The organism is Vibrio sp. A1-1, assembly GCF_021728175.1.
Lineage (GTDB): Bacteria > Pseudomonadota > Gammaproteobacteria > Enterobacterales > Vibrionaceae > Vibrio > Vibrio diabolicus.
On sequence record NZ_JAKKCL010000004.1, the window covers coordinates 14,146 to 26,833 of the forward strand.

14 protein-coding genes are annotated in these 12,688 nt (G+C 46.0%); 5 read left to right on the forward strand and 9 right to left on the reverse strand.

Annotated elements, in window-relative coordinates; translation table 11 throughout:
* Positions 1–47: 47 nt before the first annotated feature.
* Positions 48–1,277, reverse strand: coding sequence for a glycine betaine/L-proline ABC transporter ATP-binding protein (locus tag L3V30_RS08480; RefSeq protein ID WP_237308707.1), 1,230 nt, complete (start codon positions 1,275–1,277; stop codon positions 48–50).
* Positions 1,270–2,169, reverse strand: coding sequence for a proline/glycine betaine ABC transporter permease (locus tag L3V30_RS08485; RefSeq protein WP_046873819.1), 900 nt, complete (start codon positions 2,167–2,169; stop codon positions 1,270–1,272). Before L3V30_RS08485 ends, L3V30_RS08480 begins: the two co-directional genes overlap by 8 nt.
* Before the next feature lie 502 nt (positions 2,170–2,671).
* Between L3V30_RS08485 and L3V30_RS08490 the strand changes: the two genes are divergently transcribed.
* The 3 genes from L3V30_RS08490 to nqrM are packed head-to-tail and all read left to right on the forward strand — an operon-like array spanning position 2,672 to position 3,685.
* On the forward strand, positions 2,672–2,962 hold the full coding sequence (locus L3V30_RS08490; protein ID WP_005392669.1) for a DUF134 domain-containing protein: 291 nt from the start codon (positions 2,672–2,674) through the stop codon (positions 2,960–2,962).
* On the forward strand, positions 2,959–3,474 hold the full coding sequence (locus L3V30_RS08495) for a NifB/NifX family molybdenum-iron cluster-binding protein (RefSeq protein ID WP_237308708.1): 516 nt from the start codon (positions 2,959–2,961) through the stop codon (positions 3,472–3,474). The genes L3V30_RS08490 and L3V30_RS08495 overlap by 4 nt, the downstream gene beginning before the upstream one ends.
* Before the next feature lies 1 nt (position 3,475).
* Complete coding sequence (gene nqrM / locus L3V30_RS08500; RefSeq protein WP_005392671.1) at positions 3,476–3,685, forward strand: (Na+)-NQR maturation NqrM; 210 nt, start codon at positions 3,476–3,478, stop codon at positions 3,683–3,685.
* Here nqrM and L3V30_RS08505 read toward each other — a convergent pair.
* A complete protein-coding gene (locus L3V30_RS08505) occupies positions 3,663–4,457 on the reverse strand; it encodes a phosphotransferase (RefSeq protein ID WP_005392672.1) in 795 nt (264 codons plus the stop codon). The two genes, nqrM and L3V30_RS08505, sit on opposite strands and share 23 nt — an antisense overlap.
* Before the next feature lie 210 nt (positions 4,458–4,667).
* On the opposite strand from L3V30_RS08505, the gene L3V30_RS08510 reads away from it, so the two are divergent.
* On the forward strand, positions 4,668–4,862 hold the full coding sequence (locus L3V30_RS08510; protein WP_005392673.1) for a hypothetical protein: 195 nt from the start codon (positions 4,668–4,670) through the stop codon (positions 4,860–4,862).
* 75 nt (positions 4,863–4,937) lie between these two features.
* On the opposite strand, the gene fusA is transcribed toward L3V30_RS08510, so the two are convergent.
* From fusA to L3V30_RS08535, 5 genes are all read right to left on the reverse strand, one after another.
* Positions 4,938–6,962, reverse strand: coding sequence for an elongation factor G (gene fusA / locus L3V30_RS08515; protein ID WP_237308709.1), 2,025 nt, complete (start codon positions 6,960–6,962; stop codon positions 4,938–4,940).
* A gap of 293 nt (positions 6,963–7,255) precedes the next feature.
* The gene (gene dgcA / locus L3V30_RS08520) at positions 7,256–8,248 is read right to left on the reverse strand and encodes an N-acetyl-D-Glu racemase DgcA (RefSeq protein WP_237308710.1); all 993 of its coding nucleotides are present in this window, start codon (positions 8,246–8,248) and stop codon (positions 7,256–7,258) included.
* 50 nt (positions 8,249–8,298) lie between these two features.
* Entirely contained in the window at positions 8,299–9,303 is a 1,005-nt protein-coding gene (gene dgcN / locus L3V30_RS08525; RefSeq protein ID WP_237308801.1) for an N-acetyltransferase DgcN, read from the reverse strand.
* Between the two features lie 101 nt (positions 9,304–9,404).
* The gene (locus L3V30_RS08530) at positions 9,405–10,286 is read right to left on the reverse strand and encodes a LysR family transcriptional regulator (protein ID WP_237308711.1); all 882 of its coding nucleotides are present in this window, start codon (positions 10,284–10,286) and stop codon (positions 9,405–9,407) included.
* A gap of 154 nt (positions 10,287–10,440) precedes the next feature.
* Entirely contained in the window at positions 10,441–11,649 is a 1,209-nt protein-coding gene (locus L3V30_RS08535; protein ID WP_237308712.1) for an MFS transporter, read from the reverse strand.
* Between the two features lie 201 nt (positions 11,650–11,850).
* Here L3V30_RS08535 and soxR point away from each other — a divergent pair, with 201 nt between their 5' ends.
* Entirely contained in the window at positions 11,851–12,282 is a 432-nt protein-coding gene (gene soxR, locus L3V30_RS08540; RefSeq protein WP_005392679.1) for a redox-sensitive transcriptional activator SoxR, read from the forward strand.
* 9 nt (positions 12,283–12,291) lie between these two features.
* Here soxR and L3V30_RS08545 read toward each other — a convergent pair whose 3' ends face one another.
* Positions 12,292–12,687 (reverse strand): DUF2391 family protein, encoded by a 396-nt coding sequence (locus L3V30_RS08545; protein ID WP_005373896.1) that lies wholly within the window; start codon positions 12,685–12,687, stop codon positions 12,292–12,294.
* Position 12,688: the final 1 nt, after the last annotated feature.

A 12,688-nucleotide genomic window follows, 5' to 3' on the forward strand; every position in this document is an offset into this window, starting at 1 on the left:
ATAGCTGAAAACAGCCCACATTGCCGTGAGCTGTTTTATTAAATCAGTTAAGAGGCCTTATCGATGTTTGAACGTGAGGTGCTTCGTTTTGTACTGTCTTCATTAGCGAATAGACCAGCAACAGTACGACGCTCTAATTCACCTTTCAAATGACCATGCTCATCGACAACGGGCAGTGAGTATTCGCACGACATGGTTTCAGTCAATATTTGCTCAATGGCTGAATGGGGAGAGATGATAGGCACTTCTTCATAGATATCATCATCCCAGCTTGGGGTTTGAGCTAACTTCGTCGCGTCTAGTAACCCTTGTTGCGTTATCACGCCTTGATAGCCTGCATCGGTCACATGATAAGCATAATCACGTTTAACTCGTTTCATCTCACTGATCGCTTCTTCAATGGTTTTAGCGGCAATGCGATATGAAGGTGGCTGCATCACAGTCTCAACCGTCAATGCTCGCGCTCTATTGACGTCTTTTACAAAGGCTTCAACGTACTCATCGGCAGGATGCAGCAATATTTCGTCTGGTGAACCTTGTTGGACAAGCTCACCGTCTTTAAGGATCGCAATGCGATCGCCAAGGCGCAGTGCTTCATCTAAGTCGTGAGTAATAAAAACAATCGTTTTGTGTAACTGCTGTTGCAGTTCTATTAACTGATCCTGCATTTCGCTCCGAATCAGTGGGTCCAGCGCTGAAAATGCCTCGTCCATTAATAGTATTTCGGCATTGGTTGCCAACGCTCGCGCGAGGCCTACGCGTTGCTGCTGACCACCTGATAGCTGAGCGGGATATTGGTTCTCATAACCCGTTAATCCAACGGTATCCAACCATTCGTTTGCTTTTGATAAGCGCGCTTCTTTACTTATTCCTTGAATTTCCAAACCGTAAGCGATGTTGTCGATAACAGTGCGATGAGGCAATAAGCCAAAACGTTGAAACACCATCGACATCTTATGACGACGAAACTGCTCTAACTCCTTGTTAGAAAGCTGCATGACATCTACCCCTTCCACCAAAATCTGTCCCATGGTTGGATCGATTAGACGATTGAAGTGGCGAATCATGGTGGACTTTCCTGAACCGGATAAACCCATAATGACGAAAATCTCGCCCTTTTTAATTTGGAGGTTGATGTCTTTTAGCCCGACCGTGTGGCCCGTTTCCGCTAACACGTGTTCTTTACTATGTCCCAACTTGACGCGCTCAATCACGCTGTCGGGTTTAGGTCCGAAGATTTTATACAGACCGCTGATTTCGATAAGTGGGCTAGTCATGCTTTAAATCTCCCAGATGGGCTTGAGTGCGTTTCGCATACGCTTGTGAAGCGCGGTCGAAAAGAATCGCTAGAGCGACAATGGCTAGACCATTTAAAAGACCAAGAGTGAAATATTGATTGGTAATCGACTTAAGAACGGGCTGGCCCAAACCTTTTACCCCAATCATCGATGCGATGACGACCATCGACAGTGCCATCATGATCGTTTGGTTGATTCCCGCCATGATGGTTGGCATTGCGAGCGGAAGTTGGACCCCAAAAAGCCGCTGTTTACTGCTGGCACCAAATGCGGTTGCGGCTTCCAACACTTCTTTATCCACCAAACGAATCCCCAAATTAGTTAAACGAATAACAGGTGGAATCGCGTAGATCACTACTGCGATGAGGCCAGGAATTTTCCCGATCCCGAGTAACATCACAACTGGGATGAGGTACACAAATGCCGGCATGGTCTGCATGACGTCGAGTAATGGTGTCACAACTGACTGAATACGATTAGAGCGGGCCATGGCGATGCCGATAGGGATCCCGAGTGTGATTGCCAGCATGGTACACACCGTGATAATACTGAGCGTGCGCATTGTGTCTTCCCACATGCCGAAGTAGCCAATCAGGATAAGTGAGCCAAAACATGCGATGGCCAGTTTCCAAGAGCGACTAGCGGCATAAACGAGGGCGGTGCAGACGCCTAAAACAACGACCCAAGGTGTTGAAATAAGCAGTTTTTCAAACCAGACAAGAAATGAAAGGAGCGGATCAAAGAGAGACTCGATAAGTTCACCATATTCACGAGAGAAATCTCGGTAGGCGCCATCGAGTGTTTTGCGAATCGCTCTAAGATCAGAGCGATCCATTTCTGGGAATTCGCTGAGCCAATTCGAGTCAGACATATTTACTTCCTTTTCTGATATATCTAGGTGCCCTCAAGAGACGTGATTCAGCAAGAATGGTTGGGATCGTAGACCAAGTAATGATTGGTGGTTCGATAGGTCCTCCATCTATTGTTTTACCCTTTAGGCTCATTTCAATGCGGTCGACCTGCACTTTATAGTTACTTAGGTAGACACCCTTTTAATAAAACAATCATTAGTGTTCAAATGAATGATTTGATCGGATTATAGTTTTTCTTCTCCAATAAAATGAATACATTAGCGCGTATTTGTATGAAAAGTCTGCGCAAACTAACGTTTTTATTATCTAGATAATTAGAATTGATCTTTTTGCTCGTTTGTCACCAAAGTTTGTAAATTTTTAGATGTCTAATTAATCCTGATGTCTTACGTATTTATCGTGTCGATTTTTGCAAACTTAGTTTATTGGCATATGCTAAAAATGTTATTGGCATATGCCAACTTAAGGCGTAATTTGACTCTGTGTTTTCGAGGGATAATGATGGCAAGGCCAAAGATAGAAAGACGAATATGCGGACGTGCTGCGCACCATTGTTTCAAACCTAATGGCGTGCCATTTCATCAGTTGGAGCAAGTCGCCATATTACCAGAAGAGCTAGAAGCACTGCGTTTGGCCGATTTAGAGGGGCTTAGCCAGCAGCAAGCTGCTGAGCAGATGGGCGTCTCTAGACAAACTTTTGGTAACACAGTAAAAAGTGCAAGATTGAAAGTCGCAAAAAGTTTAGTTGAAGGTCATGCATTAGTTTTTCCGGATGAGGAGTCAAACTTATGATTTATGCTATTCCTAATGATGGTGAGCGGGTGGCAAACCACTTTGTTAAAGCACCATATATTGCTATTTATTCTGATACTGACGGTATGCTAAAAAACTTAGCGAACATTGCTTCGATGCCACAAGCAGGTTGCAATGCGAAGTCTCAGTTAATTCAGTCTCTGCAAGAGTACAATGTGGATGCTGTACTTGTACGAAATATCGGTGAACGCGCATTAGCCAAATTACTTCGTAGTGGCACGCAAGTATTCAGGCTTTCTACCCGTAGCTCATTGGAAGATGTACTTGCGGTTCCAAGAGAGCCTCTCATTGAGCCGTCTCAAGGTCGTCCCTCAAACAATCATAAGAAAAATGCTCACAAGCCAAAAGGCGGTTGCGGTTCCTGTGGTTGTGGTGGCAAAAAATCCAAACCCTCCTTGCTGGCAAGACCGAAAGCACCAGCAGGGCTACTTAAAGTGACATCTCGCCCTGCTATATTTAGGCTAAAGACGATGGCTAATAAGGCAAGTTAATATGGTTTGGTTATTTACCTTTCTTGGTTTTCTCGCAATCATTTTGTTGATGTCGCTTGGCGTCATTTTCCACAACAAGCGTATTCAAGGGAGTTGTGGCGGATTGAATAATGTCGGTGTTGATAAGGTGTGCAATTGTGAAACCTCTTGTGCAGAGCCTGAAAGACGTTTGTATCAAATATCCGAACCTAATTCGTCATCTGAGCGCTAAGATCTTTTGCCCATTTCGGTAAGGTTTGTTTAAACCAGTCAATGTATTTACTGGTCTGAGGGTTCTGTCTCGAGACCAGTATGTTCACCACTTCTACCACCATCCACGTTTTAGCTATTGCAATCGTTCTTGCTAAATTACTCGCATCGCCTTGCTTTGCCGTCTTGGTATAGGTATGCGCCACACCAAGATAATCTTCGAATGTGCCCATGCCTTTGACTAGTGGCGCTAAATCTATCGCGATATGCCCTGTCGAAAAACGTTCCCAGTCGAACAGCACCAAATCGCCATTATCTCGTCGCCCCCAGTTTCCGGCATTGGTGTCTCCAGAGATCAAATTTTTGGCGTTGAAAAGCGGGCCGGATTGCTCTTGTAGCTGATAAAAGAACCGCTCTGTTTTTGCGTCTAGTTTGAGCGTGTTTAAAGCTTGGGAAGTGGCTGGTTGTGTCCACTGATGAGGATGATAAACACCGTCTGATGTCGGAGATAGTCTATGTATTTTAGCTAGTTGTTCTATCACGCGCGGCTCTTCAAGCAGGAATTCTTGATTGACAGAGTGCGGGATATACTCGATTCGTAACGTATTTTGTTGGTGATCGTAATCAATGAGCTCAGGTACAAGAATGCCAAGTTCATTGAATGGTTTAGCCTGGTGTTGATAAAAAGCGACCTCAACCTGTTCTACCTGTTGCTTTTCAATGAATGAAATGCCGTGTTTTTCTACCAGATAAACTTTGGCACTGCCCATCTGGTTAAGCTCTTGCTTTGACATAAGACATCCTGCCTTTTGATGGTGGAATCTTCACTTACCTTAAACGCGAAAGGTGTGTGCGCCAAGAATACTTAAAGAGAACATTGAAACAAAATAATGCAATGGTTTGAGTATAAAATTGTCGCTTGTGTCTAAATTTTGCACAGTGGCTTTTACGCATCGTTAACCACGTTCTACGCTTAATATTCGATTTAAACAAGGAGAACCAATATGGCTGTAATAAAGCAGGATATTCCAAATCGTGTAACGGTTTATCATGACAATGTCGATCAAGAACAAGAGCTGAAAAATGCGATGCTGCCAGAGAAACCGCGCTACTTTAACGGTGCTCCGACTTACAAAGCGAACAGCATCGAAGAGTTTGAAAATAAAATCAGTCAGATCGGTTTGTCTCTCGATAAATAAATTTTAATTTACCTAAAAGCGCCCTCAAAATGAGGGCGCTTTTTTATTTGTATGATTGATTTTAATCGTAGGGAATTAACCTTGTTGAGCACTGCCTTGGCAGACTTGTTTTTGCACTGCTGGTGGCGCGGGCTCGTAATGGCTTAAAGTCATACTAAAACTGCCTTCACCACCCGTGATAGCTCGCAATCGACGAGCGTAATCTTGCAACTCGTTTACTGGCGATTTGGCTTTCAACAACGTGAATTGGCTATCAATCGGTTCGGTGCCTTCTATTAATCCTCGATTACCTGACAAATCCCCAGACACGTCACCGACGTTTGTGGTTGGTACGTGTAACTCCATTTGGACAATGGGCTCTAACACAATAGGATCAGCGTTGTTGATCGCATCTAAAAAGGCTTTCTTACCTGCGATGACAAACGCAATTTCTTTTGAATCGACGGAGTGATATTTACCGTCATAAACGGTGACTTCCACATCCTTGATTGGGTTGCCAGAAATCGCCCCTTCTTCGAGTACTTGTAAAATACCTTTTTCGACCGCGGGAATAAGCGCGGTTGGAATGGCGCCACCCACCACTTTGTTGATGAACTTAAATCCAGCGCCACGTTCGAGTGGACGAACCTTCAATTGCACTTCACCAAACTGGCCTGCACCGCCACTTTGTTTTTTGTGTCGATAATGCCCTTCGGCAGGCTTGGTGATGGTTTCAAAGTATTCTACGCTTGGTTGGCAGGTTTCGACGTCCAGTTTGTACACGTTAGCCATCTTTTCTAATGCGACTTTGAGGTGAAACTCCCCTTGGCCGCTGATGATGGTTTCGTTGGTGCGAGCGCGATGTTCGATGCGCAGCGAAGGATCTTCACTGGCGATTTTATTCAGTACATCGCCTAATTTTTGCTCATCTCCACGCTTAAGAGGCTTCAAGCACAAAGAATACATGGAGTCAGGAAGGTCCAACGTTTTGAGTTGAACACCATCTTCTTCGTGAGAGTCATGAACGATCGAATCGAATTCGAGATCATCCACTTTGGCTAAAACGCAGAAGTCGCCCGCAAGCGCACGAGGGATCTCGGTTCTATCTTTGCCCTGCAGTTGATATAAGTGCCCAACTTTAAATGCCTTGTTGCTTTCGCCAATATAAAGCTGGCTGCCCGCATTGATTTCACCCTGATACACACGTAAGTAGGCAAGTTTTCCCATATATGGGTCGACGCTGACTTTGTACACGTGTGCGACGGTGTGCTCTAAAGTTTCGCAATTTACTTTGATTTTTTTGCCGTTCTTTTCCAATAGAGGAGGGTTACCTTCGTTTGGCATGGGCATGATCTCCGCCAAGGTACGAAGCAGAAGCTCGATGCCCGCGCCGGTTTGTGCTGAGACAAAACAGACCGGAATCACATGTCCAGTTCTCAGTGCTTCTTCAAACGGATCATGCAGTTGCTCTGCGGTGAGTTCGGAACCTTGTTCCAGATACAGTTCCATCAGTTCTTCATCGACTTCGATAACTTGGTCAATCAAGGTCTCATGAGCTTCATCTACCGTCGCAAGTAAGGTTTCTCGTCCCAATTCTGGTTCGAAATAGCAGTCAACTACAGATTCCCCGTCAGCCGAAGGTAAGTTGATCGGCAAGCAGTGGTCCCCAAAATGCTCAACGATGTTCTCCATCAATCTTTCTAACTGACTACCGTGGTTATCGAGCTTATTGATGATGATCATCTGACATTTTTGTTGCTCTTTAGCAAAGGTGAATAAGCGATCGGAAGTTTGGTTTAGTGGTGTTTGAGGGTCGATGACAAGGGCGGATGTTTCAACGGCAGGAAAGACGCTGATCGTACGGCCAAGTAACTCGTTTTGTCCCGGAGTGTCGATGATATTGAGCCGATGTTTATTCCAGCGCAGTGCGACTGGCGTTGCTTCAATGCTGTGTTGATATTGGATGGATTGAGGGTCGAAGTCGGTAACGGTATCGCCTTTTTCTACGCTGCCTAAATGGTGAGTGGCATCGCAGGTGAAGAGCAGTTTTTCTATCAGCGTGGTTTTACCGGTCCCGGTTTGGCCGACAAAAGCGATATTGCGTATTTTGTTGATAGGCATAGAGCCTCCTTGCAAGATGGCGTGAAAAACCTACGAATTGCTAGGAAGTGGGTTGTTAGAGAAACCCACGCACTGCATTGGAGTAGGGCGGGATTACCGCCTATTCGTCTTCCATGTCATTTTCCGGATGACTCGATGCATAAGACCACCTTATTGGACTACTGTAATCTTAGCATGCCGTAATAACCATATAATTTATGTGACTTATTTCATGATGGGGCTGATTGTTTTTTAATCGAGATCATAAACTCAGAGGTTCTGACTTTTGGAGCAAAACCTCTGGATTGTTTAGGCTATTTGGAAAGAACGATTTCGCCGTCGCGATAAACTAAGCTCGGCGTTATATCTTGTCCGAGCAACACCGGGCCATCAAGATCGACAACGCTCGCCTGAGCAGCAATAGGTAACGCAGCTCGCATTGCCAGCGACGTCCCCAACATACAACCGGACATGAGGCTAAAACCGAGTTCTTTTGCATCGTCGGTCAGCAATAATGCTTCACTGAGCCCTCCCGTTTTATCTAGCTTAATGTTCACCATTTCATATTTGCCAACCAGCTGAGGTAATTGCTCTCTGGTGTGACAACTTTCATCGGCGCAAAGTGGAATGTGGTGCGGAATGCTGGCGAGTACGTCGTCGCAGTCTTGTGGCAACGGTTGCTCGATCATGGTGATATTAAACGGTTCGAGTTGAGCAAATACCGTAGCGAGGTCGAGGTTTTGCCATGCTTCATTCGCATCTAAGACAATTTGCGTGTGCGGTGCGGCGTCACGCACTGCTGCAACGCGCTCAATCACGTGTTCACCATCCAGTTTTACCTTAAGCAGTTTTGCGCTTTGGCTAAGGTAAGCTTGCGCCTGTTTTGCCATCGCTTGCGGCGTATCGATAGAAACCGTCATCGCCGTCACAATCGCCTCAGGTAACGTAAAGAGGTCGTGAACTTGTTGCTTGTGGCTCAAAAGCGCAAGAAGATGCCAAAGGGCGCAATCCAACGCATTTCTTGCCGCTCCTGCGGGCAATAATGATTGAAGCTGGCTTTTGAGAGCCATCACATCAGCGTCACCTTTGGCGTACAAACTTTGCAGTTCATGCGCGGCGTGAGAAATCGCCTTAATTACCGATTCAATTGATTCACCATAACGAGGGTATGGCGTGCATTCTCCTTGTGCGATCATGCCCAGATGTTCAATTGTCACGCGGACTACGTGGCACTCTGTCCGACTGCCGCGAGAGATGCGAAATGGTGTCGCCATAGCAATCGTGACGGGTTCTACATGAATTTTCATCTCACTAGTTTTCCCTAAACCGCAGTTATTTTCTAAACCGTAAATGTTTCCTAAATCGTAAGAAGCCTATCTGCAACCGCGTCAACGCCAAAACGCACAGGGTCGGTGACGGGCACCTGATATTTGTCGCTCCAATCCTGGCATAACTGGGCAGCATCTTCTTCGCTGATCGCCGAAGTGTTTAAGCAAATACCCACTAATTGAGCTTTTGCATTTGTTAGGCGAGCAGCGGCCAGATTCGCTTCTATCGTTTGTTTAATGGTTGGCAAGCTCGCATGTGGTAAGTTGCGGATGTGTGGGCGACCAATCTCATGGCACAGTACCAGAGCTTCCGCTTGTGCGCCGTGAAGTAAGCCCAAACTTACGCCAGCAAACGAAGGGTTAAATAACGAACCTTGCCCTTCGATGATGTCCCAATCGTGGCCGGTGAAGTCGGGGCTGATCGCTTCTACTGCGCCGGAGATAAAATCGGCAACTACGGCATCAATCGAAATGCCACTGCCTGCGATGAGAATTCCGGTTTGACCTGTTGCTTTGAACTCTGCGCGACAGTTTTTACGCTTTAATGCATGCTTAATGGCAAGAGCAGAGTACATTTTGCCCACGGAGCAATCTGTCCCTACAGTAAGTACTCGCTTGCCTGCGCGAGCTTTGCCATTGCCGACCTTGAGCGGGGCATCATAATGGCGAACATCATACAGTTTGGTTAATCCGCGTTGTTCTAGATCGGCAAGAGGAGCAAATTCCGCCAAACGTTGGTGCATGCCCGATGCTATTTCAAATCCCATTTCTGCCGCTTCAAGTAAGGTTGCTTGCCAAGCTTCGGGAATGACGCCTCCTGGATTTGCCGTGCCGAGCACCAGCGTTTTTGCTCCTTGCTGCTGCGCTTGTTGTAGTGTCATGTCGGTTAAACCAAGCGATACGGTTTCTGGCGTCAGGCGGATTTGGCCAAGACAAATCTCAGGTCGCCATTGATATATGCCACGCGCGGTTTTTGCTGCGAGTGGATCGGTTACATCGCCAAGAAAGAGTAGGTAAGGTTGAGCAATTTGCATGATGGTTCCCTTCGTCATCGTTATTGCTCATTAATGTAGCCAGACTGATTTAGGAAACCGAATGCTTATTTGTTAGGCAGGTATAACTTCAGGTTATACCTTTAAACCATCTGTTGTTTTAGGGCGGTGATAAATTGCTTTGTCGCAATGGATTGAGGCGTGTGCTCTGCGAATAAAATAGAGACAGAGAAGGACATATTTGGCTCCAAAGCATGCACGGAAACGGCATTATCTTGGCAATATTGTTTTGCAGTCCAAGGGTCTACAATGGCGAATCCTGCTTCGTTTTTCACCAGTTCAGCCGCCGCGGAGTAGCTGCGGACGGTAATGGCATGTTGATAATGCTCGTCACGCGCTGACAAGGTTTGATGCAACAGCAAGCCCAGAGGGTCTCGGCTATCTAAACCGATAATGGGTAAATCGTGACTGATGAGTTCTTCTAAAATGACGGTTTTTTCTGCGGGTATCGCTGCGCTTTTAGGAGCGATCAGTGCTAAGTTTTTTTTCAATAATACGTGCCCCATGGTCGCTGGTGGTGTTTCTTCACCGAACGCGATGGCGACATCCAATTCATGTTTCAGCAACCCGGAGCACAGCTCATCGCGATTGGCCGTTAAGAGCTCAAAGGAGATGCCGTGCTCTTTCGACAACAACGCGACAGTCGGCGCTAACAAGTGCGCAGCCAAAACAGGCGGGGCACCGACTCGTAAATGTTGAGTTCCCTGTTTGACTTTGTTGGTCAGAGAGCGAAATTGTCCGAGTTGTTGATAGACCTTTTCTGCCTCTGGCAATAAGGCTTTGGCTTCTTGAGTGGGAACGAGACGTCCCTTTACACGCTCAAATAAAGCGAAGCTCAGTTGTTGTTCTGTATGGGCGAGAACTCGAGTGACATTAGGTTGGGAAACGTGCAGTAAGCGAGCAGCACCAGACACCGTTCCTGCTTGCATAATGGCGTAAAAGACTTCCAATTGCCTTAAGTTCACTGCGATTTCCCTCTGCTCATGTTTGTCACCTCAGAATACCCAACCTTGCTGATGAGCGATAGAGGCAAAAGTGCTGGTGTAAAAAATAGGAAGACGATGTTGGTTGCCTTCCTATCTCGCTTTTTCAATTTCTCAACTTCTCAATTTCTATGCTTCACTTTGCTGCTGCATGAAGGGGCAAGTCGTTAAACGGCTCGACGTCTCGGCTGAGTAATCCCATCAATACCACTGCTAACACCATGACAACAGCTGCTATTGCAAAACCGTATTGTGTTAGCTCGTAATGACTCAACATCGCGATTAATACATAACTGAGAGATTGAATGGTGGTGGAAAACATGCTGATGCCGCCATCAACACGACCACGTTGATGAACCGCTACGGTGTGATGCATCCAGTTGACTCTTGCAATGCGATTTAGCGCGTTAAACACACCAAACAGAGCTGTAAACAATAAGATGGTCAACGGGCTTATCGCAAAACTCATTCCGATAAACGCCAGAGATACCATGACCATCGAAGCAAACATAATGTGGCTATGGGAGGCGCGACTCAGCACTTTGGTGACAATGAAACCAGTTAGCAACGAGCCGAGACCAAAACTGATGTTGAACCCTGCAAACCAATCGCCAGAGATGCCTTGTTCAGAAAACCAAATCGGCACCAATTTGCTCAAATACGTCAATGCAGGATAAGAGAGACAAGAGAGCAGAATAAAGCCATAAAAGCGGGGTTCGAGACGGAATATTTGTTGGCTCTCTTTGAGTTGTGCGATGAAAGCGACAGATTTTGATGCCCTTAATTGTTGGGTATACGGCGTCAGAATATAAAACATCGCCGCCAAAGCGGATGCGCTGGCTGCAAACAAAGCAAACTCTTTCATTCCCCACATTTCAAGCAAAACAATACCCAACGCACCAGCTCCTAGGGTCGTGGATTGCATTACAATTTCTTGCTGACCCGAAATTTTTGCGTATTCGTGATGCTGATAATTTTCTTGGGTGAAGGCGTTGTTGGTCGTCCATGCAAAGTTACTCGAAACCCAATACACCAATTGTGCAAAAGCCAGCAGCCAGTGGGATTCAAACCCTAACCAATAAGCAATGAACACCACCAAAGCCATACCCGATTGAATCCATTGATTGAGCACGAGGAGTGCTTTGCGTGAGTTTCGGTCAACTAAAGTGGAAAAGAAAGGCGTTACCAGAAAAGAAATCGCGGTACAGCTCAGAGAAACTAAAGCGACGAATGTGCCCATTTTGGGCTCGGAAAGCATGACCCATGGCAGTGCCATCATGAATAAGCCAGATGAGATACTGTCAAAGAAGCGGCCAGCTAAGTACGGCTGAGTTTTATTTTTCATTATGTTTGCCTCAAGTTCCCTTTGGATTTCAAAACGTTGGCTTATAACTGTGCTGTGTTTGTCAACCAACTTGTTCATTCCGAACGCATTATTTCGAGACCATCTGGGTTTAGCGTTAATTAAGATGGTGCAACTTTAAAACCTTAAGTAAACTTGAGGTAAAGAATTTTTTTAACAAAATTGATACACAGGGAGTCAAGGATGGAAATCAGTGTAGGAGAAGTGGCAAAACGTTCCGGAGTGAAAGTCTCTGCCCTGCATTTTTATGAACAAAAAGGACTAATTTCGAGCTGGAGAAATCAAGGGAATCAGCGTCGCTATCATCGAAGTGTGTTGCGCCGTGTTGCGGTGATTAAAGCGGCGCAGCAAGTGGGGTTGTCGTTAGAAGAAATCAAACATGCGCTAGATGAGCTGCCGAAACATCAAGCGCCAAACAAACAGCAATGGGAAGTCATGGCGAGTCATTGGCATGAACAGTTGGAGCAAAAAATTCAAAAGCTCAAAGCCCTGCAAAACGATTTGGGTGGATGCATTGGCTGCGGGTGTTTGTCGTTAGAAACCTGCGCGCTGCGAAACCCAGAAGATGTGTTAGGCAAAGACCACTCGGGTTCTAATTTAACGTTAGAAGAGTAGGTGCTATTCCTATTCTTTGTCGAAACTGTCCACCACAATTGCACCCATTGACGCCGGCATTGTGATGACGATGACCCGTTTTATCGCAACCAAAGGCTCATTCATTAGTGGCAGCTTATCAAGACAGAAAAGAACTAACGCCACCACAACGGCCGCAATGAGGTACGCGATAACCACACGAAAAATAAAAATGGATACGCGATTTTTGATGTGGCTTTGGAACACGCTTTGATAGGCGAAAAAACTGAGGAAAATGACAGAAAGGCTTAACAGCATGAGCAGGTTTGCCATTGGCAAGCTTTCACCCAGTCGCCACGCCTCTTCAGAAAAAGAGATGGGGACGGCGAGGGCAAAAGCGCCAACCAACACTTGGCTGGCGTCTTCTAAGTTAAAGTGACTACTCATG